This window comes from Drancourtella sp. An12 (assembly GCF_002160935.1).
GTDB classification, from domain to species: Bacteria; Bacillota; Clostridia; order Lachnospirales; family Lachnospiraceae; genus Sellimonas; species Sellimonas catena.
The window spans coordinates 217,103-243,583 of the sequence record NZ_NFLO01000004.1 but is presented as its reverse complement, the minus strand read 5'-3'; the positions used below and the strand labels follow the sequence as shown (position 1 = coordinate 243,583).

General features: G+C 47.5%; 21 protein-coding genes, 2 pseudogenes and 1 other annotated feature (1 of these 24 running past the window's edge). Of the genes and pseudogenes, 18 read left to right on the top strand and 5 right to left on the bottom strand.

Annotated features, from left to right (window positions below; all coding sequences use genetic code 11):
- The first annotated feature begins 370 nt into the window (after positions 1 to 370).
- The 8 genes and pseudogenes from B5E64_RS06640 (at position 371) to B5E64_RS06610 (ending at position 9,529) form a co-directional block, all read left to right on the top strand.
- On the top strand, positions 371 to 2,293 hold the full coding sequence (locus B5E64_RS06640) for an ABC transporter substrate-binding protein (protein ID WP_087167730.1): 1,923 nt from the start codon (positions 371 to 373) through the stop codon (positions 2,291 to 2,293).
- A 79-nt stretch (positions 2,294 to 2,372) separates the two neighbouring features.
- Positions 2,373 to 3,356, top strand: a complete 984-nt coding sequence (locus tag B5E64_RS06635; RefSeq protein ID WP_024733403.1) for an ABC transporter permease — start codon at positions 2,373 to 2,375, stop codon at positions 3,354 to 3,356.
- 12 nt (positions 3,357 to 3,368) lie between these two features.
- Positions 3,369 to 5,126, top strand: a complete 1,758-nt coding sequence (locus B5E64_RS06630; RefSeq protein WP_048620442.1) for an ABC transporter permease subunit — start codon at positions 3,369 to 3,371, stop codon at positions 5,124 to 5,126.
- Positions 5,127 to 5,134: 8 nt separating this feature from the next.
- Entirely contained in the window at positions 5,135 to 6,133 is a 999-nt protein-coding gene (locus B5E64_RS06625; protein WP_024733401.1) for an ABC transporter ATP-binding protein, read from the top strand.
- Positions 6,120 to 6,548, top strand: a pseudogene (locus B5E64_RS18365) (ATP-binding cassette domain-containing protein); the annotation flags it as partial. The gene B5E64_RS06625 and the pseudogene B5E64_RS18365, both read left to right, overlap by 14 nt.
- Positions 6,549 to 6,824: 276 nt before the next feature.
- Positions 6,825 to 7,592 (top strand): annotated as a pseudogene (locus B5E64_RS18360) (oligopeptide/dipeptide ABC transporter ATP-binding protein); the annotation flags it as partial.
- 24 nt (positions 7,593 to 7,616) lie between these two features.
- Positions 7,617 to 7,826, top strand: coding sequence for a hypothetical protein (locus B5E64_RS06615; RefSeq protein WP_024733399.1), 210 nt, complete (start codon positions 7,617 to 7,619; stop codon positions 7,824 to 7,826).
- 14 nt (positions 7,827 to 7,840) lie between these two features.
- Positions 7,841 to 9,529, top strand: a complete 1,689-nt coding sequence (locus B5E64_RS06610) for a M3 family oligoendopeptidase (protein WP_087167729.1) — start codon at positions 7,841 to 7,843, stop codon at positions 9,527 to 9,529.
- Positions 9,530 to 9,653: 124 nt separating this feature from the next.
- On the opposite strand, the gene B5E64_RS06605 is transcribed toward B5E64_RS06610, so the two are convergent.
- A complete protein-coding gene (locus tag B5E64_RS06605) occupies positions 9,654 to 10,076 on the bottom strand; it encodes a flavodoxin (protein ID WP_048620440.1) in 423 nt (140 codons plus the stop codon).
- 53 nt (positions 10,077 to 10,129) lie between these two features.
- A complete protein-coding gene (locus B5E64_RS06600) occupies positions 10,130 to 10,690 on the bottom strand; it encodes a DUF3793 family protein (protein ID WP_087167728.1) in 561 nt (186 codons plus the stop codon).
- A gap of 401 nt (positions 10,691 to 11,091) precedes the next feature.
- Between B5E64_RS06600 and glmM the strand changes: the two genes are divergently transcribed.
- Positions 11,092 to 12,438 carry a phosphoglucosamine mutase gene (gene glmM, locus B5E64_RS06595; RefSeq protein WP_087167727.1) on the top strand — a complete coding sequence of 449 codons (1,347 nt, stop codon included), beginning with the start codon at positions 11,092 to 11,094 and terminating at the stop codon, positions 12,436 to 12,438.
- A gap of 54 nt (positions 12,439 to 12,492) precedes the next feature.
- Here the strand turns inward: glmM and B5E64_RS06590 are convergent, their stop codons facing one another.
- Complete coding sequence (locus B5E64_RS06590; RefSeq protein ID WP_087167726.1) at positions 12,493 to 13,377, bottom strand: AraC family transcriptional regulator; 885 nt, start codon at positions 13,375 to 13,377, stop codon at positions 12,493 to 12,495.
- 174 nt (positions 13,378 to 13,551) lie between these two features.
- On the opposite strand from B5E64_RS06590, the gene B5E64_RS06585 reads away from it, so the two are divergent.
- From B5E64_RS06585 to B5E64_RS06565, 5 genes are read left to right on the top strand one after another with little or no spacing between them, the layout of a single operon-like run.
- Positions 13,552 to 14,838 carry an extracellular solute-binding protein gene (locus B5E64_RS06585; protein ID WP_087167725.1) on the top strand — a complete coding sequence of 429 codons (1,287 nt, stop codon included), beginning with the start codon at positions 13,552 to 13,554 and terminating at the stop codon, positions 14,836 to 14,838.
- A gap of 32 nt (positions 14,839 to 14,870) precedes the next feature.
- Complete coding sequence (locus tag B5E64_RS06580; protein WP_343284050.1) at positions 14,871 to 15,734, top strand: sugar ABC transporter permease; 864 nt, start codon at positions 14,871 to 14,873, stop codon at positions 15,732 to 15,734.
- A complete protein-coding gene (locus B5E64_RS06575) occupies positions 15,734 to 16,576 on the top strand; it encodes a carbohydrate ABC transporter permease (protein ID WP_087167723.1) in 843 nt (280 codons plus the stop codon). The genes B5E64_RS06580 and B5E64_RS06575 overlap by 1 nt, the downstream gene beginning before the upstream one ends.
- Positions 16,577 to 16,601: 25 nt before the next feature.
- A complete protein-coding gene (locus B5E64_RS06570) occupies positions 16,602 to 18,797 on the top strand; it encodes an alpha-galactosidase (protein ID WP_087167722.1) in 2,196 nt (731 codons plus the stop codon).
- Between the two features lie 47 nt (positions 18,798 to 18,844).
- Positions 18,845 to 20,647: an alpha-amylase family protein gene (locus tag B5E64_RS06565; protein ID WP_087167749.1), complete on the top strand. Its 1,803-nt coding sequence runs from the start codon at positions 18,845 to 18,847 to the stop codon at positions 20,645 to 20,647.
- 157 nt (positions 20,648 to 20,804) lie between these two features.
- Here the strand turns inward: B5E64_RS06565 and B5E64_RS06560 are convergent, their stop codons facing one another.
- On the bottom strand, positions 20,805 to 21,551 hold the full coding sequence (locus B5E64_RS06560; RefSeq protein WP_087167721.1) for an SDR family NAD(P)-dependent oxidoreductase: 747 nt from the start codon (positions 21,549 to 21,551) through the stop codon (positions 20,805 to 20,807).
- A gap of 170 nt (positions 21,552 to 21,721) precedes the next feature.
- Here B5E64_RS06560 and B5E64_RS06555 point away from each other — a divergent pair, with 170 nt between their 5' ends.
- On the top strand, positions 21,722 to 22,267 hold the full coding sequence (locus B5E64_RS06555; RefSeq protein WP_343284049.1) for an HD domain-containing protein: 546 nt from the start codon (positions 21,722 to 21,724) through the stop codon (positions 22,265 to 22,267).
- A gap of 104 nt (positions 22,268 to 22,371) precedes the next feature.
- On the opposite strand, the gene B5E64_RS06550 is transcribed toward B5E64_RS06555, so the two are convergent.
- Positions 22,372 to 23,718, bottom strand: a complete 1,347-nt coding sequence (locus tag B5E64_RS06550) for an MATE family efflux transporter (protein ID WP_087167720.1) — start codon at positions 23,716 to 23,718, stop codon at positions 22,372 to 22,374.
- Between the two features lie 207 nt (positions 23,719 to 23,925).
- On the opposite strand from B5E64_RS06550, the gene B5E64_RS06545 reads away from it, so the two are divergent.
- Genes B5E64_RS06545 through B5E64_RS06535 form a run of 3 tightly spaced genes read left to right on the top strand, consistent with a single transcriptional unit; the run spans position 23,926 to position 26,335 of the window.
- Positions 23,926 to 24,945, top strand: a complete 1,020-nt coding sequence (locus B5E64_RS06545) for an asparaginase (protein WP_087167719.1) — start codon at positions 23,926 to 23,928, stop codon at positions 24,943 to 24,945.
- Positions 24,946 to 24,969: 24 nt separating this feature from the next.
- Complete coding sequence (locus tag B5E64_RS06540; RefSeq protein ID WP_162610153.1) at positions 24,970 to 25,689, top strand: DNA alkylation repair protein; 720 nt, start codon at positions 24,970 to 24,972, stop codon at positions 25,687 to 25,689.
- Complete coding sequence (locus B5E64_RS06535; RefSeq protein ID WP_087167717.1) at positions 25,670 to 26,335, top strand: HAD hydrolase-like protein; 666 nt, start codon at positions 25,670 to 25,672, stop codon at positions 26,333 to 26,335. The genes B5E64_RS06540 and B5E64_RS06535 overlap by 20 nt, the downstream gene beginning before the upstream one ends.
- A gap of 79 nt (positions 26,336 to 26,414) precedes the next feature.
- Positions 26,415 to 26,481 (top strand) — a binding site (T-box leader); it runs 179 nt beyond the window's last position.

Below are 26,481 nucleotides of genomic sequence, written 5' to 3'. Positions count from 1 at the left end.
TTCTATTTTACTCCCCCCCGTAATATTTTGTCAAGTTTTATTATAAAAAACTTGTATTTTTTATATTTTTTGTATGTTTTGACTTATTCTTTATGAAATTTTTGACAGTATTTACAGTGTTGGCCAGAAAATCCCAAATCCAGGTATGACAAAATATTACGGGGGGGAGTAAAATAGAAGCGTTAGAAAAGACATAGAAATAGAAAGAGAGAAAACCATAGTCATGTAGGGTCGTTTATCATCAATCAGGTCATATCATAAGGAAGATCAGACTGACTTTTTTTGTGCCGTCTGTTATGCGGAGGGTGAGACGGAGTGGGAGAACTTTTCGCTCTTTTTGTTTCGGAACAGGAGAAAGGAGAAACGAACTATGAGAAAGAAAGTAATTTCCTGTCTGCTTGCAGGGATTATGACCGTATCGCTTGCGGCTTGCAGCGGCGGTGGGGTCAGCAGCAATGACGCTTCCAAAGACAGCGGAAAAAGCAGCGCTGATACCGAAGTCGGCGTAGAGCAGACAGCAAAGCCCCAGGCGCCTCCGGAAGACGCGCCGGTTGGAGGAAAGTTTGTCGTTCAGATCACACCGGGTACCCTCTCACCGGATATGATGGATGGATGGTCTGCAAACGCTACTAACACCGGATTTATCAGGTTGATGAATGGTTACTATCTGACGGATACGACCAGAGACAGAACCATTGACTGGGATCCGGTTGTAGTCAAGTCCCATGAAGAAACGGAAAATGAGGACGGGTCCACAACATTTACTGTGGAGATTAATGATAACCTGAAATGGAACGACGGATCCGGTATTACGGCAAAGGATTATCTTTTTGGCATCATGTACCGTTCTTCCCAGGAATTTGCGGAGTGTGAAGGCGATGCGACGACAGGAAGTGTATTGGTCGGATACAATGAGTTCCGTAATGGCGAGAAGAAAGAGTTCACCGGCCTAAGACTGCTTGGAGACTACAAGTTCTCTATTACAGTTGATGCTGAAAACCTGCCAAACTACTATGTACTTGGCGACATCGGATTTTCACCGGAACCGATGGCAGCTATTGCTCCTGGAACAGATGTCCTGGACGATGGAAACGGATGCTACTTTAATGATCAGTATACAGCAGAAGTCTTAAGAGAGACGCTTCTGGATCCGAACACAGGATTCCGTTATAAGAGACCGGTTGTCTGCGGACCTTATCAGTTAAAGAATGTGGATATCGGATCCGAGACGGTGGAACTTGAGATCAACAAAGAGTATCTGGGTAGATATGATGGAACCAAACCTCATGTTGAGACGATCATTTCGAAACCGATCGCTACCGAAACATGGAGAGATGAGTTTGAAAAAGGAACGGTAGATTACTTCTATTCTTCCAAGGGTGAGACCATCGACTCCACTTTGACAAAAGTAGAAGACGGAGAGATCAAAGCTAACTACGGTATTGTACCGCAGGACAGTGTAAGCGAGTTCCGTTTCGCATGTGATTTCGGAGCAAGCCAGTTCCCGGAAGTACGCCGTGCTTTTGCTTACATTATTGACCGTGATGAAGTGAACAAGCAGATTTCCGGCGGATACGCAAGCGTTGTAGACTGCCTTGCTACAGAAGCGATGGAAGACTACCAGGAAACAAAGGACGAGCTGGAAGGGGAACTGACACATTATACATACGACATCGATAAGGCAAAACAGGAACTCATTGATGGCGGCTGGACACTCAATGAAAAGGGTGAAGAATTTAAAGAAGGTACTGATAAAGTACGTTACAAAGAAGTGGACGGGAAACTGATGCCTCTGGAACTGAAATGGGCTTATTCTGAAGATGACCTTACAGATCTTTGCAACACGATCATTCCGCCGGAAGCTGAGAAGATCGGTATGAAATTTGAGGGAACAAAGATGGACTTCGCACAGATGGTCAATCATCTGAACAGAGAAGGCGTTGACGCCACATACAACGTATTTTCCTGCGGCGTTGTTTTGCCGGAGTTCAGCTCCTGGTGGTATTTCTTCGACGACGCACCGGAGAGAATGGGACTTTGGAACTACTACCGTATCAGCGATCCGGAACTGAAGAGCATCACAGCTTCCATGCAGAAAGTAGAACCGGGCGACACAGAAAAATACCGTGAGCTTTTTGTAGAATTTGAAAAAGAAATCAACAAGAAGATGCCGGGGGTGGTTCTTTCCACGGGTACCCAGTACTGGTTTTACAATCCGAAGTTAAAGAATTTCGTTCCACGTTCCTACGACAACTGGTGGTTCTTCATTCTGGATGCATATATCGAAGAGTAAGTATCGGAATGTAATACAAGCAAAAAGGAGACAGGCTTCTTCTGTCTCCTTTTTGTAGAAAAAGTGGGGTTAATTAGGTATGGTAAAATACATTTTAAAAAGACTTGCCTACATGGTGATTGTCTTCCTGATTTTGTCCGTCTTACTGTTCTGCCTGTTTAAGATGGTTCCGGGTGATCCGGCACGTATGATGGTAGAAGGACAGAAAATGAGTGTATCACCTGAGAAATATGAGATGCTCTACCAGGAGGCGAGAGCCCGTCTGGGACTTGATAAGCCTCTGGTGATCCAGTATTTTAGCTGGTTTGGCAACATGCTCAGAGGCGACTTTGGCTACTCCTCGGTGTACCGGATTCCGGTACTGGATTTGGTAGGGCCGCCAATGCGTAATACCGTCTGCCTGAACCTGGTATATTATGTGATCCTTTTCCTCATCACGATTCCGCTTGGAATTAAGGCGGCCGTGAAGCAGAACTCACCGTTTGACACAACTGTTCAGGTGACAACGATTATCGGAATCAGTATCCCGTCCTTTATCACGGCCCTGATATTCATCTTCCTTTTCGCCATTACTCTCCCGATCTTTCCGATCAGTGGTATGGTGACGACCGGAGCCGGGTACACAGGACTGAGGGCGGTCATCGATTATCTTTATCATCTGTGCCTGCCGGTGATCGTTATGGTCTTTGCGGGACTTGGAGGTCTGACAAGATATGTGCGGGGTGCTCTTCTGGATGCGCTCTCTATGGACTATGTGCGTACGGCAAGAGCTAAGGGACTTAGAGAGAAGACGGTGATCTACAAACATGCCTTTCGGAATGCGCTGATCCCGATCACCGGATATGTGGTTGGATCCATCGTGGCGATTTTCGGCGGTTCCATTATTATTGAAACACTGTTCTCCTGGAAAGGAGTAGGAAAGCTTTTGATTGATTCTTTGAACCAACAGGATTACACGGTTGCGCTGGCTATGCAGATGTTCTATATTCTTCTGGCGCTGGCGGCAAATCTGATTACCGATTTGTGTTACTGCCTCGTAGATCCGAGAATCAAATTAGAGTAATGGAGGAAAAACATGTTAAGAAAAGGCAAAAAAGACACAAAACCAAAGTCTATTCTTGAAGAAGAACAGATGCAAAGTCCTTTCCGGACAATTATCCAGCATCTTTGTGAAAATAAAGTTGCCATGGGATCCGCCATTATCTTCATTGTAATCTTTCTGATGTGCTTTATTCTGCCAATCTGGATGAAGCAGGACCTGAACTTCCAGGATCCGACGCAGAAGAATATCGCACCGGGATTTTCTTTCCTGAGTGTTCCGAAGGAACTGAAAAATAACGCAAAGGAGATTGAAGCGGGTCCGACATTCGGCATTGGGATTGACAACGATGGGGTTGTGTACGAGTGGGGAACTCTTACAGACCGGTTGAAACAAATTCCTGCTGACATGGGAAAAGTAGTAGATATTGCGGTCGGACAGGACCATGTACTGGCCATGAACGAAGAAGGGGAACTCTTTACATGGGGTTACAACCGGATGAACCTGAACCGGATTCCTTCGGAAGTCCAGGGTAAGAAAGTGAAATCCATCGCGGCAGGATATCAGGTGTCCATCGTCGTACTGGAGGATGGAAGCCTTGTGACCTGGGGAAATGAAAATGCGGTAGATATCGTGGCGTCCAAGGCAAAAGATGAGAATGTCAAACTGGTACGAACAAACATCTCTACCGGACTTGCATTGACAGAAGATGGAAGACTGATCCCTCTTGCAAAGAGAGAGACAGCGTTTGACGCGGTACCAGACGAAATTCAGGGAAGAATACAGGATTTTGCTATGACAGATAAGACTGTGTTTGCTCTTCTGGATGATGGTACATTGGCATCCTGGGGCGGCAATGATTACAATATCCAGAAGATTCCGGAAGGTGTGGACGGCCACGTAGTGAGTATTTCCGCAGGAAGAAATCATGTGACGGCTCTTCTGGACGACGGAACAGTGGCATCCTGGGGCGGAAACAATAATAAGCAGTGCAAGGTTCCTTCCGGAGTGAAAAATATCCAGAGGGTATCCAGCAGATACTATCAGAACTATGCCATTGACGAAGACGGAAATGTGACAACGTGGGGACTGAAAGGGTACCTCTTTGGTACAGATAACATGGGAAGAAGCGTTGCTCTTCGTATGCTCAAGGGAGGACAGATGACGATGACTGTCGGCTTTGTTTCCGTTATCATTTCCCTAATTATTGGTATCATTGTCGGAGGTATAGCCGGATATTATGCAGGCAAGGTAGATATTCTTCTTATGCGTGTGGCAGAAGTTGTAGGATCTCTGCCGTTCATTCCTCTGGCACTGATTTTATCGGCTCTCATAGGGAACAAGGTCTCGGAGGTCGGGCGAATTATTATGATTATGGTGATCCTCGGTATTTTAAGCTGGCCTGGTGTGGCTTACATGGTACGTGCCCAGGTACTTGCGGAACGCCAGAAGGAATTCGTCACTGCGGCGAAAGCGCTCGGCGTACGTGAGCGGAATATTATTTTCCGTCATATTGTGCCGAATGTTATGACAATTATCATTGTAAACGCGACCCTTTCTTTTGCAACCTGTATGCTCACAGAGTCCGGACTTTCTTTCCTGGGATTTGGCGTCAGCGAACCGATTCCGTCCTGGGGAAATATGCTGAATGACTGCCGATCCTCGGAAGTCATCTCCCAGTTCTGGTGGAGATGGATATTCCCGTCCATTGCACTTGCTCTGTGTACCATCAGTATCAACCTTTTTGGTGACGGCCTGCGTAAAGCAGTCGATCCAAAATCCAGTGAAAGGTAGGGTGTGTCATGGATTACTTATTAGAAATAGACGATCTACATACATATTTTAAAACGAAAAAAGGAACTGTAAAGGCGGTAAACGGCGTTTCCTACCGAGTGGAAGCCGGAAAGACACTCGGAATTGTCGGAGAATCCGGAAGTGGGAAGAGCGTGTCAGCTATGAGTATCTTAAAGCTTCTGGATGGCAACGGCTATATTGACAGCGGTGAAATCAAATTCAAAGGAAGAAATCTGGTAGAGTGTTCCCAGAATGATATGTACCAGATTCGTGGAAATGAAATCTCCGTCATCTTTCAGGAGCCGATGACGAGCTTAAACCCGGTGTACACCATTGAAAAGCAGCTTAACGAAGTATACCTGACTCATCAGAAGATCTCCAAGGAAGAGGCAAGTAAGAAATCACTGGAGATGCTGAACGCGGTGAAGATTCCGAATGCAAAGTCCATTATGAAGCAGTATCCTCACCAGCTTTCCGGAGGAATGAGGCAGAGGGTTATGATCGCCATGGCGCTTGCCTGTGAGCCAAGCCTTTTGATTGCGGATGAGCCGACGACGGCGCTGGATGTAACGATCCAGGCACAGATCCTGCATTTGATGAATGAGCTGAAACGGGAAAAAGGAACATCCATCCTTTTTATCACCCATGATCTGGGAGTTATCAACGAGATGGCAGACAGTGTGGCGGTCATGTACTGCGGACAGGTTGTGGAGATGTGCGACGCCCATACGATCTTTGCAAGGGATAATGAGTACTCCCATCCGTACACGGAAGGACTGATGACATCCATTCCGCGTTTGGATACGCCGGTGGGAACAAGGCTGGATGCGATTCCAGGTTCCGTTCCCCATCCTTTGGATCTTCCGAAGGGATGCAAGTTTGCGCCGCGCTGCAAATATGCGACGGCAAAATGTATGGAAGAAGAGCCAAAGCTGGAAGAGGTAGAGGGAAATCATTCTGTAAGATGCTTTTATCCGGAGAAGGAGGGGCGCCATGCAACAAAATAATCAAAGCAAAAAAGTACTGCTTAAAATTACCGATCTGAAACAGTGGTTTCCGATTAAGAAAACGAAACTGTTCCAGAAAGAACAGCTCTATGTGCGGGCTAACGACGGTATTACCCTTGATATCTATGAGGGGGAGACGGTGGGCCTGGTAGGAGAATCCGGATGCGGAAAATCGACATTTGGAAGGACACTGCTTCAGCTTTATCCACAGACGGAAGGAAAAACGATGTATTATGGCCGGACTCTTTGGGAGATGGCCCCGGACTATGTGGAACACACGGTGAAAAATATTGTCTCCAGAAAGAAAAAGATCCGGGAACTGGAGCAGAAGACCAGGGAGATGAGAGCAGAATACGAGAAGATGGCGGATGGAGCAGAGAAGTTCAAGAAGCAGGAAACCTGCGAGAAAGTACGCAAAGAGTGTAACCGGGAATTCCTGGATTTGGTACAGATCATCGGTGGATTCTACGCGATTGAGTCTACTCAGGAAGCGGAGCACATGATCCTGAATCAATTCAAAATTGCAAAAGAGCTCCGGGAATTAAAAGAGGATCACGAGAAAAAGGGCAGGGAGAAAGAGATTGGGGAAAAGGAGAGACAACTAAGGGACGCCATGGAAAAAATGGATACGCTCAGAAAAGCATACAGCAAGGATGATGCGTTCCAGAAGTATGAAGAATACCGTGATGACGGCGTGGATCTGGCAAGACTCAAAGCCAACGAGATGCGCGTCCTCAGAAAAGACATGCAGATGATTTTCCAGGATCCGTATTCCTCGCTGAATCCACGTATGACGGTCGGACAGATCATTGGGGAAGGACTGCTGGCTCATGGATTCTTTGAGAAGAATGACGACAAGATGCAGGATTATGTCATGAAGATCATGGAAGAATGTGGTCTTGCGCCGTATATGATCCACCGTTATCCGCATCAGTTCTCAGGTGGTCAAAGACAGCGTATCGGGATCGCCCGGTCACTGGCGCTGAAACCGAAGTTCGTTGTGTGCGACGAGGCTGTATCCGCCCTGGACGTTTCCATCCAATCACAGATTGTCAACCTTTTAAAAGATCTGGGGGGAAAGGAAAATCTGGCATATCTGTTTATCTCTCACGGTCTGAGTGTGGTAAAATATATTAGTGACCGGATCGGTGTCATGTATCTTGGAAATATTGTGGAGCTTGCGACGTCCAAAGGAATGTTCGATCATCCGATGCATCCGTACACAGAAGCGCTGCTCTCCGCAATCCCGACCACAGACCCGGATCACAAGAAGGAAATCGTGCCGCTGGAAGGAGATATTCCAAGCCCGGTACACCCGCCGGAAGGATGTAAATTCCATACGAGATGCAAATACTGTCAGGAAATCTGCAAACATGTGACGCCGGAATTAAGAGAGCTTGAGGAAGGACATTATGTGGCATGTCATTTCCCACTGGAGAAAAAGCAGGAAGAAGTATAATCAGCAGGAAAGGAAACGAGTACAATGTTTGGATTTGGTAAGAACAGCAAAAGAGCGAAAAGGCGCAGGGAACAGGAGGAAAAGCTCAGACGCTTCAAAGAAGAGATCCAGGAAGTCCCGCTTGAGAGAAATGACTATCTGGCGATGGTTCTCGGTGCGTTCTGGGCGCTGTGGCCAGTACTTGCCATCGTCGCCGGTGTGGTACTGTGCGTTGTACTCTTCTTTTTCAGGTAAGGAAGGAGAGGAATATGAAGTTTAGTGAGTTTGTGTACAAAAGGACGGATGTGGACGAGGTGAGAAACCGGATCCGGGAGATCACCGAGGAGCTAAAACACGCGTCTTCACTGGAGGAGCAGATTCAGGCGGTATATAAGATGAACGAGGTGGAAAAGGAGATTTCCACAGCGGACTCCCTTGTCTACATCCGCTATACGATCAACACAAAAAACGAATTCTATGCAAAAGAACGGGAGTACAATGACCGGATCTCCCCGATGCTGGAAGAGGAGTTCCAGAAATACAATGAAGTGCTTTTGCAGTCGAGGTTCCGCAGGGAACTGGAGGAGAAATTTGGCAAGGTACTCTTTCTCAATCTGGAGCTTGCCATGAAAGGGTTTTCCCCGGAGATCACAGAACTTCTCCAGGAAGAGAGCCGGTTACAGACCCAGTATCAGACTCTGCTTGCCGGGGCGCAGATCGAATTTCAGGGAAAGACGTACAATCTTTCCCAGCTCGGACCATATATGCAGAGTACGAACCAGGAAGTAAGAAGAGCGGCCTATGAGGCGTCCGGCAAATTTTTCGATGACAATCAGGGAGAACTTGACGAGATCTTCGATAAGCTTGTCAAAAACCGTACCGAGCAGGCACACCGCCTTGGTATGAAGAGCTTTGTGGAGCTTGGCTATGTGCGCCGCCAGAGAAACTGTTACGCACCGGAAGCAATCGCCGGATTCCGGGAACAGGTGGTAAGAGATCTGGTGCCGGTCGTATGTGAAATTAAGAAGCACCAGGCAGAGTGTATTGGTGTGGAGAAACTGCATATCTATGATGATTCCTTCCGGTATCCGGACGGGAATGCGGTACCGCAGGGATCATACGAAGAAATCATGGAAGCCGGACGAAAGATGTATACGGAAATGTCTCCGGAGACAGCGGATTTCATTAAGATGATGTTTGACCGGGAGCTCTTTGATGTGGTGGCAAAGCCGGGAAAGGCGACAGGAGGATACTGTTGCGATATCCCAGGCTACGGATGTCCGTTTATATTCTCCAATTTCAACGGAACGGCAGGAGATGTGGACGTATTAACCCATGAAGCAGGACATGCATTCGCGGCGTATATGGCGGAGAAGAATATCGACCTGATTGCTACACATCTCCCGTCTATGGAAGCGGCAGAGACTCATTCCATGTCTATGGAGTTTTTCGCGACGCCGTGGTATGGGCTGTTTTTCAAACACCAGACGAAGAAGTATGAAGTGTCCCATCTTGAAGGAACACTGAATTTTATCCCATATGGCTGTTTGGTCGATCATTTCCAGCAGGTTGTATATGAGCACCCGGAAATGACTCCGCAGGAGAGAAATGAAGCATGGCTGAAGCTTGAGAAGATGTACCGTCCTTATCTGCACCTGGAAGGCATCCCATTCTATGAAAGAGGAGCAGGATGGCAGAGACAGAACCATATCTTCGCCACCCCATTTTATTATATTGACTACTGTCTCGCACAGACAGTGGCACTTCAGTTCTGGCTGGAACTCGAGAAAGACTGGAAGAAGGCGTGGGAGAAATACAAACACTTTGTAAAGCGGGGCGGCACAGATACCTTCCTCGGGCTGGTGGAAGGAGCGGGGCTGACTTCCCCGATGGAAGACGGGTGTATTCGTCAGATTGCGGAGTATGCCTCAGCATGGTTGAAAGAGAAAGAAGCTTAAATAACACAAAGTGAACTGATGCAAAGCGCACAGAAAAAGGAACCGGTTGTCTGCCGGTTCCTTCGTTCTGTTTAGGAAACATTTTGAGAGATACACATTAATTAAAAAACTTTTATATAAAATCTTATACAAGAGTTTTTCCAAGTTCTATGCAGGCGTTTTGGGCGTCTGCATCCGGATCTTCATTACAGATCACGGGATCAGAAGAGAGAATGGCTCCATAGCCTTTACAGTCCTCTTCCCAAGTACGCATCCATTCACCGTCTCCCCATCCGTAGGAGCCGAAGAGGGCGATTTTTTTGCCGTTCAGTTTGGATGTACACTCCTGGAACATCGGTTCAAATTCCGATTCCTCAAGCTGCTCGGCACCCATGGACGGACATCCAAAAGCGACAGCGTCGTAGGAATCCATCATGGAAACGTTAAATTCAGAGGCAGTCAGTACCGTGGCTTCTCCGCCGGCAGAAATGATGCCCTCAGCGACTTTCTGCGCCATGGCTTCGGTATGCCCGGTACCGCTCCAGTATACTACAGCAATATGACTCATGTGCGTTTACCTCCTGTCATCAGTCAGTTTCTTAATACGTTTAAATGAATGTTCTATTCACAAGCAGCAACCGTGAGCTGCTGGATAGACCGTTGTCGGTAGTGAAACAGCCTTGTATAGACTTCACGACATTTGATGAATTTCTGAAACAGCTTCAGCGTCTCAGTTTCGTTTTCGTAGACTTTCCAGAATCCGCAGGCGCGGCAGTTCTTTCCATTATTATCAATGAAACCTTTCACATCGCAGTACGGATATCCGAGGAAAAGTCCAATTTCATGTGGAAATCTGTCAGAATTTGCAAGCCTTTTCTTTAATGTATCGATTGCCTTTTCGGCAGTAAATTCTCTGTAACCATAGTTCTTTAAAAAGCCTTTTACACACTCCCGCTGAAAATCGGCCTGTAGTCTGCCGGGACGGCAGACATAAATAAGCGCGTTTTGATTCGTTTCTTTGAGAATGAAAAGAGTAATTCCTTTCGGGTTTAAAGTCCGGTTCCGGTCAGTGACCAACTGCCGGACGTCGTCGCCCGGATCAACCGTATAGGAAAACAGGTTCGCTGTCTTTAAACCAGCCAGGACAGCGGAACAATGTTCGACTAATTTTTGATCAAACATATAAGGCCTCCTTTCAACGGAAGTTAGTAAAAGCTAACTAAGGAAGAAAAAAAGAAACGGATTAGGTATAACTACCCGTTTGTTTTGGTTAGTATTAACTAACTGATGACAGAATATCATGCTATAGAGAGTTTGTCAATACTTATTTAAAAATTTTTTTACTATTCAGCCATTCGTCCTGAAATCGCGAATCCCTGTCGTAAGTCTTGAATCTGAGCTTTATAGCTGAATAGCTACAAATTTGATAAGTAACGTAAAATCCCAAGAATGAGAATATGAGTTTGGAAGGAACACATAAAATAGTTGCAAAACCAGATCAGGACGGATATAATAGAACAGACGAAACGATTGTGCAAAAAAATCGGCAGATAAAACAAATTTAATAAAGGAGTATGAAAAATATGGGTAAATATTTTGGAACGGACGGATTTAGGGGAGAAGCCAACATCGGGCTGACAGTAGAACATGCTTTTAAAGTGGGAAGATATCTCGGATGGTATTTCGGGCAGGAGCACAAGGCACGGATTGTCATCGGAAAAGATACGAGAAGAAGCAGTTATATGTTTGAGTATGCGCTGGCAGCAGGACTAACAGCTTCCGGTGCGGATGCCTATCTGCTTCATGTGACGACGACGCCGAGTGTTTCCTATGTGACGAGTACAGAAGATTTTGACTGCGGAATTATGATTTCAGCCAGCCACAACCCGTTCTATGACAACGGTATCAAGCTGATCAACGGCAAGGGATATAAGATGGAAGCAGAAGTGGAAAACCAGATCGAAGCCTATATCGATGGTGAGACAAAAGAGATTCCGCTGGCAACAAGAGACGGGATCGGACGTACGATCGACTATGCGGCCGGAAGAAACCGTTACATCGGACACCTGATTTCGGTAGCTACCCGTTCTTTTAAAGATATGAAGATCGGCCTGGACTGTGCCAACGGAAGCGCATTTGCCATTGCAAAGAGTGTCTTTGACGCACTTGGTGCGAAGACCTATGTAATCAATAACAATCCGGACGGGACGAATATCAATACGGCCTGCGGTTCCACCCATATGGAAGGACTGATGGCTCACGTCAAGGAGAAACACTTGGATGTGGGATTTGCTTTTGACGGAGATGCGGATCGGTGTCTGGCAGTAGACGAGAACGGCAATCTCATTGACGGCGACTTGATTTTGTACATCTGCGGTAAGTACCTGATGGAACAGGGCAGATTAAATGGAAATACCATCGTGACGACGATCATGTCCAATCTGGGGCTGTATAAGGCGTGTGATAAGATCGGAATGAACTATGAGAAGACGAAAGTCGGAGATAAATACGTCTTTGAAAATATGATGAACAATGGTTATGTGCTCGGGGGAGAGCAGTCCGGCCACATCATTTTCAGCAAGTACGCAAAAACCGGGGACGGTATCCTGACCTCCTTGATGCTGATGGAAGTCATTCTGGAGAAGAAGATGACACTCGGAAAACTTGCGGAGGAAGTCAAGATTTATCCGCAGCTTCTTCAGAACGTGCGTGTGGCGGATAAAAAGACAGCCAGAGAAAATCCGGAAGTCGTAAAAGCCATCGAACATGTGGCGGAAGTTCTTGGAGATGACGGCAGAATTCTCGTAAGAGAAAGCGGTACTGAACCGGTGATCCGTGTCATGGTCGAGGCATCCACCGACGAACTCTGCGCAAAATACGTGAAAGAAGTCGTAGACGTCATGGAAAAAGAAGGACTGATTGTAGCATAATTTTAAGAAGTAATAAAAAACGAGCTGTGAAGCGAAAGTTTCACAGCTCATTTTTTATGGGCCCGGTTTCCGGGAAGGTTTTGTTTCATTTGTATGAATCTGGTTTTCGTTTCTCCAGATGCGGGGTGAAAGACCGTACACTTTTTTGAAGGCTCTGGAAAAATGCAGTGGATTCGAGTAGCCGACTGCGTTCGCAATGTCCTGAATCGAGAGCTGGGTCAGTTTCAGAAGCTCTGTAGCCTTGACCATGCGGTATTGAATGAGGAATTCCTGTGGAGTCTGACGGAGTGCCTGACGGAAGACTGCTCCGAAGTAGCTGCGGTTGAGCCCGCACTGTGCGGCGATATCCTCCACAGAAATATCATTTTGAAAGTTCTGTTCGATAAATGAAAGGGCTTCCCGGATATAAAAATCCTGGATTTTTCCGCTTTTCCCCACCTGGAAAGGCGCCATGGAGCGGGTCAGATAGTCCAGAAAGAGAAACCCGTGGCCAAGCAGGTGCAGAGGCGACGCCTTGGAATGGTGGACGATGTAGAGCATTTCTTCCATCATATTCATCCGAAGCTCCTTGGAATGGGAGTGGTAAACCGGCTGGTCAGGAGAAAGACCTGCCAGCTGCAGGGATTCTTTGACTCTCAGACCGTCGAATTCGATCCAGACATATTCCCACGGAAGATTGACATCAGCCCAGTAGGAGCAGACCTGCTGTGGAAACAGCATGAAGCCTTCCCCGCTTTTGATATGGTATTCATGAGATTTCCCATTTTTATTCTGAGCGGACAGCACTCCGGTGCCGGAAATGACATAGTGAAAGAGATAATGATCTTTGGCAACCGGACCAAATGTATGGGCGGGAGCACACTGCTCCCAGCCATATTGATAGAGTGCAAGGTCAATGAAATTTTCGTTTGGAAATACGGAAAACAGGTAGTTGTCCATCGGTGCGCTTCCTCCTTTTTTTGTATTATATACCAAAATGCTAGATCACTTCAAATAATTTTCATAATTCAAGCATATGGGTATAAAAGCAGGATAATACTGGTATTTTTGCAAGCATATTGCTATGTTATAATAATTCTACCATAGAGAACAGACAAGAAAGGAGACAAAATTATGAGAAAGGGGAAAAAAGTGATTGGTGCTGCCCTGGCAGGATGTATGACAGCGTCCATGTTTCTCACTGCGTGCGGAGATGGAAATGAAAACAGTGGGAAAACAGAAATCGAGATCCTGCAGTACAAACCGGAAGCGGCAACCTACTTTGATCAGGTGGAAGAAGAATTCAATGCCACACATGATGACATTCATCTGACCATTGATTCACCGAACGATGCTTCGACTATCATGAGGACACGGTTTATCCGGGAGGACTATCCGGATATTATCGGTATCGGAGGGGATATCAATTATTCCTATTATGTGGATGCGGGTATTCTTGCGGATGTTTCCGACAGTGATGTCATGAGCAATATCAAACAGTCCTACAAGGATATTCTGGAGGCGCTTGAGATTGTTCCGACCGACGGCACCTACGGTATCCCGTATGTGGCAAACGCGGCAGGAATCCTCTACAACCGGGATATGTTTGAGGAACATGGATGGGAGATTCCGACAACATGGAATGAACTGATGACACTCTGTAATGATATTCAGTCTGAAGGCATTCTTCCGTTTTATTTTGGATTTAAAGACACATGGACCTGTCTGGCACCGTGGAATTCCATGGCAGTTGCGCTGGCACCGGCGGATCTGTGTAAACAGGTCAACAGAGGCGAGGCGAACTTCACTGACGAATACAGAGAAGTGGCAGAGAAATATCTGGAACTTCTGGAGTATGGACCGGAAGATCCGTTTGCGTATGGATACAATGACGCATGTACGGCGTTCGCAAACGGAGAATCCGCGATGTACCCGATCGGAAGCTATGCAGTACCGCAGATCCAGCAGGTGAATCCGGACATGAATATCGATTCCTTCGTGACTCCGGCAAGCGATACAAAAGAGGGCAACACGTTAAACTCCGGTGTCGATTTGATGTTTGCGGTGACCGAGGCCTGTGAAAACAAGGAAGCGGCCTATGAAGTGCTGGAATTCCTCTATGAAGATGAAAATATTCAGGCGTATATCGACGACCAGAATGCCATTCCTTGCAAGGAGGGAGACTTTGAGCTTGCTTCCCAGCTGGACGGCATGACTGAATACGTTGAATCCGGAAATATGACAGACTATCAGGATCACTATTATCCTTCCGAGATGGCAGTGGATGCACAGATCCAGACTTTCCTGATCAATAAAGATGTGGATGCGTTCCTGAAGAAGTTCGACAGCGACTGGACAAGATACAACCGGGATATCATCCGGGAAGTACAGGAGTATGAGGAAGAAAACGGGAATGACTAGACAGGGGAAAGGAGAGCAAAAAGATGAGAAAAATGAACGATAGAAACCGTACCTTTCTGCTGATCACGATACCGATTCTGGCATTGTTTATCTGCTTTAACACGGTTCCGCTGATCAGAGGTGTGTACTACAGTTTTACAAACTTTAAAGGATTTGGAGACTATGATATGGTAGGACTTCGGAACTACATGGATCTGTTTACCGATTCCCGTGTGGGAAGATCCTACTGGTTTACCTTCCGGCTTGCGGTCTGCGCAACTATTATCACAAATGTGATCAGCCTGATTCTGGCCCTGGGACTGAACAGTAAAATCCGGGGGAAAAGCTTTTTCCGGGCTGCCTACTTCCTTCCGAACGTCCTGGGAGCACTGGTAGTCGGCTACATTTTCAACTATTTCTTTACATATATTCTTCCGGAATTTGGAAAGATGATCGGAAGCGAAGCATTGAGCGGCAGTATGCTGTCCAATGAAAAGACCGCATGGATCGCGGTTGTGATTGTCTGTGCATGGCAGTCCATCGCCATGAACACCATCATTTATATTTCCGGACTTCAGACCGTGCCGGAGGATGTGTACGAGGCAGGATCCCTGGACGGAGCAACGGGATGGAAGAAATTCAAACATCTGACATTCCCGCTGATTATTCCGTTCTTCACCATCAATATGGTTCTCTGTGTGAAGAACTTCCTCATGGTGTTCGACCAGATCATGGCTTTGACAAAGGGAGGTCCTGCGCAGAGCACGGAATCCATCTCCTACCTGATTTACAATAACGGTATGTCAGGCGGACAGTTCGGATTCCAGAGTGCGAACGCGGTTATCTTCTTCATCGTGATCGTGGCAATCTCAGTAGCACAGATGAGCTTTTCAGCACGGAAGGAGGAGCAGTTATAATGAAAGAAAAAGCAGAACATAGAACAAACTGGACTGTGATGGTCTTGTTAATTCTTGGATTGATTACGATAGCATTTCCGCTTTATATGACAATAATTATTGCATTTAAACAGCCTAGCGAAATGACGAACAGTATTGCCGGAATTCTTTCTTTACCGAAAAGCTGGAGCCTGGATAACTTCAGAGAGGCAATGAGAGTGACGGATTTCTGGAATTCCCTGAAAAACAGCCTGATTATTTCAGTCCTGACAGTGGGACTTTCCATTATCATTCATTCCCTGATGGGGTATGCCGTGGGAAGAAATAAAGCACACAGTAAATTTTACAATTTTGTCTATCTGTTTATCGTAAGCGGTATGTTTGTTCCGTTTGCAATCCTGATGATGCCGCTTGCAAAACAGACAGCAGAGATGGGACTTGGAAATTGGGTTGGCGTAATTATCTTATATGTGGTATTCTATATGCCGATGAATGTTTTACTGTATTCCGGATACCTCACCAACATTCCGATTGCGCTGGAAGAGGCGGCGCGTGTGGACGGCGCGAGCACATGGAGAACGTACTGGAAAGTCATTTTCCCGATTATGAAGCCGATGCATGCGACTGTAGCTGTCATTACAGCACTTTCCGTATGGAATGACGTGATGACACCGCTTGTTATCATGGCAGGTACAGGGCAGAATACACTGCCGCTGGCACAGCTGAACTTCCAGACTCAGTTCGGAACCAACTACAACCTGGCATTTGCATCCTATCTTCTGGCATTGATCCCGATCGTGATTTTCTATGTGATCTGCCAGAAACAGATCTTAAATGGTGTTGTGAACGGTGCAGTAAAATAAATATAAACTGTACAAGGAGAGCAAAATGGGTATTGGATTTGAGAAAGAGAACAGAATTTTTACATTACAGACAGACCATACAACATATCAGTTTCAGGTAGACGCATACGGATTTCTGCTTCACCTGTATTACGGAAAGACGATTTACGGCGGAATGGACTATCTTCTGACCTACTACGACAGAGGATTTTCCGCCAATCCGTATGACGCCGACCAGGATCGAACCTACTCCATGGACGCTCTGCCGCAGGAGTTCCCGACAAGCGGGACGGGGGATTTCCGGAGTCCGGCTCTTACGATCAAAAACAGCGATGGTACTTACAGCTGCGATCTGCGGTATCAAAGCCATCGGATCACAAAAGGCAAATACGGACTTCCGGGGCTTCCGGCGGTCTATGCGGACGAGGAAGAGGCGGAGACGCTGGAAATTCTGATGGAGGATGCTGTCACAAAGGTACAGGCAGTGCTTTTGTACGGAGTGCTTCCGAAATACGATATCATTACGAGAAGTGTCAGAATCATCAATCAGGGGGAAGATACGATTCATATCAGTAAGGCGGCTTCCGCTTGTCTGGATTTCGTTTCAGGAGACTATGATCTGATCAGCTTCTATGGACGCCATGCCATGGAGCGTAATTTCCAGAGAGTACCGGTAAGCCACGGAAAACAGATTTTACGAAGCCGGAGAGGAACATCCAGCCATCAGTACAATCCGGCCATGATTCTGGCGGGAAAAGATACGACAGAGGAAGCAGGAGACTGCTATGCCATGGTTTTTGTATACAGCGGCTGCTTCAAGGCGGAGGCAGAGAAAGACCAGTTCAACCAGACGAGAGCGCTGATGGGACTTGCTTCCGAGATGTTTTCCTATCCGCTTGGAACCGGAGAAAGCTTCGTGATCCCGGAGACGGTAATGACGTATTCTGCAGAAGGTCTGTCCGTCCTGTCACACAATCTGCACCGTTGTTTTAGAAACAACCTGTGCAGAGGCAGATGGAAAGATCAGGTCCGCCCTGTTCTTGTAAACAGCTGGGAAGCGGATTACTTTAATTTTACCGGGGAAAGTCTCCTGAGACTTGGAAAACACGCGGCAGAACTTGGAATCGAAATGCTTGTTCTGGATGACGGATGGTTTGGCGAGAGAAATGATGATAATACCAGCCTTGGAGACTGGGTGGTCAATGAAAAGAAGCTGGGATGTACCATGGGAGAACTGATCGACCGGATTCATGATCTGGGACTGAAGTTCGGACTCTGGATTGAACCGGAGATGGTTTCCGAAGACAGCGATCTGTACCGGACACATCCGGACTGGGCACTTCAGATTCCAAAAAGGAATCCGGTCAGAGGCAGAAACCAGCTTGTGCTTGATTTCTCGAGAAAAGAGATCCGGGATCATGTTTTTGACCAGATCTGCGCGGTTCTGGACCAGGGAAATGTAGAATATATCAAATGGGATATGAACCGGAGCCTTTCTGATATTTATTCGTCTGAGACGAAAGAACAGGGAAAGGTACTCTACGATTATATGCTTGGCGTATATGATTTCCTGGAACGCCTTACCGAACGTTATCCGGATACTCTGATTGAAGGATGCAGCGGAGGAGGCGGACGGTTTGATGCCGGAATGCTTTATTATACACCGCAGATCTGGTGCAGCGACAATACAGATGCCATCGACCGTCTGGAGATCCAGTACGGAACATCCTTTATCTATCCGGCTTCCTGTGTGGGCGCCCATGTATCCGCGGTTCCAAATCATCAGACCGGACGGATCACTTCTCTCAATACAAGAGGTATCGTTGCCATGGCAGGAACCTTTGGATATGAGCTGAATCTGGGACTGTTAACCGAGGAAGAAAAGAAAGAAGTCAAAGAACAGGTGAAGAAATTCAAACAATATGCTCCGCTTATCCAGAGAGGAGATTACTACCGCCTGTCCAGTCCGCAGAAGGATGAGTTTGGCGCCTGGGCTTTCGTATCGGAGGATCAAAGTGAGGCGCTCATCAGTATCGTAATGTTAAAACAGCATGGCAATATGACTGTCAACTATGTAAAAATGCGCGGCCTGATTCCGGATGCATTCTATCAGATTGAAGGACATGACCGGATCTACAGCGGGGCTGCATTGATGCAGGCAGGGCTTCCGGTGCCGATTGAGAGCGGAGAGTACCTTGCCTACCAGAGATATTTAAGACGTGTAGAACATAAAGGGGCTTAAGAACATTGGGAAGAGCAAAGAAAAGTGATAAAGAATTTCAGGCACGCATGGAGAAGCATCAGGACGAGCTGAAATGGCTTTATATGGAGCTGTATCAGAATGAAGACATGTATGCGGAACTGTGCAGCCAGATGTATCAATACTATACAGAAAGAAAAGCCGCGTTGAAAAAGCGGGATCGTGAGAGAGAAGCACATCCGGACTGGTATCGCAGGAAGGGTATGCTTGGCATGATGCTCTACATCGATAATTTTGCCGGTAATCTGAAGGGAGTGCAGAAAAAGCTCGATTATATTAAAGAGAGCAATGTCTCCTTTATTCACCTGATGCCGTTTCTCGATACCGTAAAAGGAAAATCAGACGGCGGATATGCGGTGGCAGACTTCCGGAAGGTCCGCCCGGATCTGGGAACCATGGATGATCTGGCAAGACTTGCCGCCAAATGCCATAACATGGGAATCGATGTGTGCATGGATTTCGTCATGAACCATACATCCGAGGAACATGAATGGGCTGTCCGCGCAAGAAACGGCGAAGGCGAGTATATGAGCCGGTATTTCTTCTACGACAATGCCTGGATTCCGGAACAGTTTGAAAAGACCGTGCCGCAGGTATTCCCGACGACGGCGCCGGGGAATTTTACCTGGATTCCGGAGATCGGACACTATGTGATGACGACGTTCTATCCATATCAGTGGGATTTAAATTACGGAAATCCAAGGGTATTTAACGAAATGATGTATAATTTCCTCTTCTTTGCCAACCAGGGAATGGACATCATCCGGATTGACGCGGTTCCATATATCTGGAAAGAGATGGGCACATCCTGCCGGAATTTAAAACAGGTACATACCATTGTCCGGATGATGCGTATAATCGGAGAGATCGTCTGCCCGGCCGTGGCACTTCTGGGAGAAGTAGTCATGGAACCGGAAAAAGTCGTGCCATACTTCGGAACCGTGGATAAACCGGAATGTCACATGCTTTACAATGTGACAACCATGGCAACCACCTGGCACACCGTGGCCGTACACGACATCAGACTGCTGAAAAAGCAGCTTGACATTGTAAACCGCCTTCCAAAGGAATATACATTCCTGAATTATCTCCGCTGCCACGATGACATCGGATGGGGGCTGGATTACGACACACTGAAACAATGGCAGATGGAGGAAATTCCACACAAACAGTATCTGAACGATTACTTCACCGGAAAGTATCCGGGAAGCGAAAGCAGAGGAGAACTCTACAACGATGACCCCGTGACAAAAGACGCCAGATTCTGCGGAACAACCGCATCCATGTGCGGCATCGAAAGCGCCGGGTTTGAACAGGATAAAGAAAAAATGGAAAAAGCCGTCCGCAAAGATCTCATGCTCCACGCCTACATGTTCATGCAGGCCGGCATCCCGATGATCTACAGCGGAGACGAAATCGGGCAGGTCAACGACTACACCTATAAAGAAGACGAAGAGAAAAAAACGGACTCCCGGTATATCCACAGAGGCACCTTCAAATGGGATCTCGCCCAAAACAGGGATGACCAGAACACCGTAGAAGGACAAATCTTCCAGACCCTCTCCTACATGGAAAAAATAAGAGCACAGGAAGATATCCTCGGACCGGAAGCAGAAGTCACCACCTGGGACACCGGAGACCAGGAAGTCCTCGGAATCATCCGGAAACACAACGGAAAAAGTCTCACAGGCCTTTTCAACTTTAACAATTGTAAAAAACAGTTAACACTTCCGGAAGAAGGGATCTACCACGAACTCTTCACAGGCGAAATCCTGGAAAACGGCACAATTACACTGCCCGAATACGGATTCACATGGTGCATAAAACAATAGATTTTATTTTTGGGGACGTGTTCCGATGCATCGGAACACGTCCCCAATGGAAAAAGTGTGACAAATATGAAGTGAATATTGTAAATGTTGAGATTCTGTTACGTCTGGGCGTAATGGAATTTTTTTAGTGTTTGTGTGTTACACACCGTTGTCCGGGTTACAGGAATCCGCCGTCGAACCCGATGATCTGTCCGGTCATGTAGGCGGGTGCGTTGAGGGTGTTCCAGATCATCCGGGCTGCTTCTTCGGGTGAGGCGAAGTAGCCGGCCGGGATCTCCTCTGCGAGGGCGCGTCGTTCTTCGGCATCGAGCATCCGGTTCATGTCGGTGTCAATGACGCCGAAAGCGATGGCGTTGACCTGGATATTGCTTGGAGCGAGTTCTTTGGCGAGGGCCTGGGTCAGTCCCTGGATGCCGGCTTTGGATGCGGAGTAGGCTGCTTCGCAGGATGCGCCGCTTCGTCCCCACATGGAGGAGACGTTGAGTATTTTTCCGGATTTTTTGGACACCATATGAGGGATGGCTTCCCGGCAGCAGTAAAAGGCGGAGGAGAGGTTGGTGGCGATCAGGCGGCTCCACTCCTCATCGGTCATGTCGCTCAGAAGGCCGATGTGGGAAATGCCTGCATTGTTGATCAGGATGTCGAGTCCTCCGTCTGTATGTTCGGAACTGGCAATCGTTGCGAAGATTTTACGGACCTGGTCCGGGTTGCCGACATCCCCCGGGCAGAGTTCGCAGGAGCCGCCTGGAATCGAGAGAATTTCCTGGCGGACTTCCTCCAGTGCTTCTATATGATGTGCGCTGTTTAAGAAAATATGAAAACCGTGTCCGGCAAGGAGAAGGGCGCATGCCCGTCCGATGCCTCTGGAAGCGCCGGTGATCAGTACACCTGATTTTTGTTTCATCTTAGATATCCCCTTTTTGAACATTTTTTGCATATATGTTGACATTACATATATGTTGACATCATCCAGTATACGTCAGAAGTGACATGTATGAAAGAAAAAACTTGATTTTATTTTTCAAAGTGGTAACCTTAAAGTGTAAATGCAAACAGTTGGAAAGGAAATCAAATATGATGATAGACCGGGCAATCGAATTTGCGACAAAGGCACACGAAGGACAGTTTCGAAAAGGGACCAGGCGTCCTTATATCGTTCATCCGATTGAAGTGGGAGATATCGTCTCGACGATGACAACCGATGAAGAGGTGATCAGCGCGGCGATTCTGCACGATACGATCGAGGACTGCAAGGGGGTGACGCGGGAGGTCCTTGCGGAGAATTTTTCGGAGCGTGTTGCATCGCTGGTTGCCCAGGAGAGCGAGGACAAATCCAAATCATGGATGGAGAGGAAAGGTTCGACCATCGAGCGGATCCGGACGGCGTCTTTTGAGGTGCAGATGATCGGGCTTGCGGACAAGCTTTCCAATATGCGGGATATTGACCGTGACTATCCGGTGGTCGGCGAAGACTTGTGGAACCGTTTCCGTATGAAGGATAAAAAAACAATCGGCTGGTATTACAGGGGAATTCAGGAGGCACTGCGGGGGAGATTTGCCAGAGTGCCGGCGTATGAAGAGTACTGCCATCTGGTGGACCGCCATTTTGGCGGGAACTGACAGAAAATGTGATAGATCAAAAAACAGCAGGTGAAGAAGTGGTATGATGCCCAGGCAGGACATTCACTTCCGCACCTGCTGTTTTCTTTCCTGAATATGTTATGTTACTGCGCTGCAGGCCGAAATGCCATCTTTTTAAAGGCTGCCGTAAGGACAAGCCCTTTGAAAATACTGGAAATCGTGATACTCCACCAGATTCCGTTCAGTCCGAGCGGCGTAGAGATCAAAAGCAGGGCAAGAGGAATTCTTGCTGTCGTAAGCGTGATGCTGACGACAGATGGAGGAAGTGTCCTCCCAAGCCCGGAAAATGCTCCGGCGGTCGTGATTTCCATACACATGAACAGCTGTGAGACCCCGAGGATCTGCAGGTAAGCCACTCCCATCGGGAGGACGTCCGCCTCCGGAATGAAAATCCGGAAAATCGGCGCCGGAAAGACGATCAGGACGATCGTACAGAAGACACCCCACAGCAGGACGACCACCATGGAGCAACGGTAGCCTTTCTTTGCCCTTGCAGCATTGCCTGCGCCGAAATTCTGGGCGATAAAAGAATTGACCGCGGCGGCGAATCCATCCGACGTCATCCAGGAAATAGACTCGATCTGAGAGCCGACTTTCTGGACAGCCACGGCTGAATCTCCGAACCCGGCAACAATCCGGGCGATTACCATGGAAATGCCGGTGAAAATCATGCTCTGGACAGAAGAAGGCAGTCCGATACGGATCAGCTCTTTTAGCACAGAAAGCTGAGGCTTTGTAAAAAAGTGAAGATTCATAAAAATATCCGGCTCTTTACGGACGGAAAGCAGGAAAACGACGGTAACCACAGCCTGGGCAAATACTGTGGCAATTGCAGCACCTGCCACATCAAGTTTCGGAAACGGACCGATGCCGAAGATCAGAACCGGATCCAGAACGATGTTGATGATAAGACCGGCAGCGGTTGCGAGAAAGGAAGTACGGCTGTTGCCCATGGCAGTCAGAATTCCTGTAAAAACCTGATTTAAAAAGGAAAAAACGACAAGCCCGCAGGTGATGGCAAGATAAATTTCTGCATTCTGGATGACTGCCGGAGAATTCAGCCGGAAAAATCCGATCAGCGGCTTTTGAAAAAGAAGGCAGATGATGCCGTAGGCAAGTCCGAGAATCAGGGAAAGCTGGATCGCATTCCGGGCATAGCCGCATGCCTCGGTCCGTTCGCCGGCGCCAAGAGAATGTCCGACCTTGACCTGTCCGCCCATTTTTGCAAGTACAGTGATTCCATTCGCAAACCACATGTACATGCCGGCAGCCCCGACAGATGCGACCGCGTCACTGCTGATTCTTCCGATCCAGATCATATCGGTGAGATTGTATGCCATCTGGACAAGAGATGTCGCCATAATCGGGAGAGCAAGTCTGGTCAGTGACGGGAAAACCGGTCCGTTCAGTAAATCAATCTTTTGTCTCATTTGTAATCCCCCATTTGTAAAAGCTTTATTGCAATCAGGCCTTGTGGCCGAATATCTACATTTTATCATAAAAGGATGCAAAATCCTATAAGCCGGTTGATTTCCGGCCGGAATTTCCTTATACTAAAATCATAGAATAATCCCCATCCGGACATCCGGTGGGGCTTTTCACTGATGGAACGAAGTATGTAAAGAGAGGAAAACCAAATGAAGAAAATATTGATGATTGGAACCGGAGGGACGATTGCCTCAAAGCAGACGGAAAACGGACTGGCCCCGGGCCTGACGCCGAATGACATTCTGGCCTGCATTCCTCAGGTGAAACATGTATGTGGGGTGGAGACGCTGCAGGTGTGCAATATCGACAGTACCAATGTAACACCGGAGCACTGGAAGCTGATGGTGGAAGCGGTGGAGAAGCACTACGATGCCTATGACGGGTTTGTGATCTGCCATGGAACCGACACCCTTGCCTACACAGCAGCGGCGCTTTCCTATATGATTCAGAATTCCCCAAAGCCGATTGTCGTGACCGGAGCACAGAAGCCGATCAATATGGACGTGACGGATGCAAAGACCAATCTGCTGGACAGCTTTATCTACGCGGCGGATGACGATTCCGAAGATGTCAGCATCGTGTTTGACGGCAAAGTCATTATTGGAACAAGGGCGAAAAAGGAGCGGGCAAAAAGCTACAATGCATTTTCCAGCATTAATTTCCCGTACCCGGCTGTGATTCAGGACGGTCAGGTGATCCGGTACATCCCGCCGGTACGGCATAAGGGAGAAGTACGGTTTTACCATGACATGAAAGATAGTGTTTATGTGCTGAAACTGGTTCCGGGCATGCGAAGCGGCGTGCTGACTCAGATTCTGGAACAGTATGACTGTGTCGTGATCGAGAGCTTTGGCGTAGGCGGACTTCCGGACAGCATTACTGCGGAAGTCTATGAGGGAATGAAGAAGTGGAAAAAAGAAGGAAAACTGATTGTCATGACGACACAGGTTGTAAGTGAAGGAAGCAATATGACAGTCTACGAGGTCGGAAAAAAGGTAAAGCAGGATTTTGATCTTCTGGAAGCCTATGACATGACACTGGAGGCTACGATTACAAAACTCATGTGGCTGATGGCGCAGCCGGCAAAAGATTATGAGGAAATCAAAAAACGATTCTACAGAATGATTAATCACGATATCCTGTTCGCGGGATTCAGAGAGGATAAGTAAAAGAGTATGGGAAAACGGGAACTAATGCGGGACAGATTGAAGACGCTGTCCGATGAAGCCTATAAGGAATTCAACGACCGGATTTTAAATGCACCGTCCATGCCGACGCTTGGCATCCGGATACCGAAGCTTCGGGAACTTGCAAAAGAAGCGGCAAAAGAGCCGGAGGGCGGATGGCTTGATGAAATGCTCCGGGATCATGGGAGCTGCGTCTATCAGGAAGAGCACATGCTCTTTGGGATGGCTTCCGGATACAGAAAAGCATCCAGAGAAGAACATGCGGCCATGCTCGATATCTGGGTACCGGGAGTTCTGTCCTGGGCGGACTGTGATTGCAGCACTTCCACGTATAAATGGATGGAAAAGGATTCGGAATTCTGGTTTTCCTATCTGGAAAAATGGCTGAACAGCAGCCGGGAATTTGAGCTCCGGTTTGGTGTAATCGCACTGATGGACCATTTTCTGAATGACCGGTATATAGATGAAGTACTGCGCCGGTATGCGGATATCAGGTCAGAAGACTATTATGTCCGGATGGGGATCGCCTGGGGCGTGGCAACCGCATATGTGAAGTACCCGGAAAAAGTACTTGGACTTCTGAAAGAAAAGAAGCTGGATATCTGGACCCACAACAAGGCGATCCAGAAATGCAGAGAGTCGAGACGGGTCAGCGCTCAGGACAAGGAAATGCTTAATGCACTGAAACGAAAACAGGAGGAAGAACATGGGAATACCAGGATTTGACACCGTCTTTCTGGATCTGGACGGAACGCTCATCGATTCGGAGCCGGGAATAATCAATTCAGTAGTCTACGCTCTGAAAAAATTTGGAATTGAAAAGGAACGAAAGGAACTGCTTCCGTTTATCGGGCCTCCGCTTCTCACTTCGTTCCAGAAATACACCGGGCTGAGTGAAACAGAGGCAAGAAAAGCGGTGGAATATTACAGGGAAAATTTCGGAACAAAAGGTGTGTATGAGTACCGTCTGTACGACGGGGTGGAAACCATGCTGAGGGAGCTCAAAGAAGCAGGCCTCCGCATTGTCATGGCCACCTCCAAGCCGGAACATTATGCCGGAATCATTGCCGGAGATGCCGGGATTGAGTCATACTTCACTTACATCTGCGGGGCGACTATGGATGAGAGCAGGCTGACAAAAGAAGATGTCATTGCCTATGCGCTGGAAACGTGCGGAAAAAAAACGGGAGATCCATCGGTTATCATGGTGGGGGACAGGGAACATGACATCCTTGGCGCCAGGACATTCGGACTTGCCTCAGCCGGAGTCCTCTACGGATTCGGAAGCCGGAAGGAGCTGGAGGCGGCCGGAGCGGATATGATTTTTGACTCGGTCGAAGAATTGAAAGAGTTTCTGAAGGGAGAGGCCTAGAACCTTAAGATTCCATGAAAATTCCATGAACTCCTTGACAAACCGGGGGCTGATGACTATGATTATCATAGTTTCATATTTAAAGGTGTTGATAAAGAGGAGTACACACCTGCCCTTGACAGAGAGAATTACCCGCTGGCTGGAAG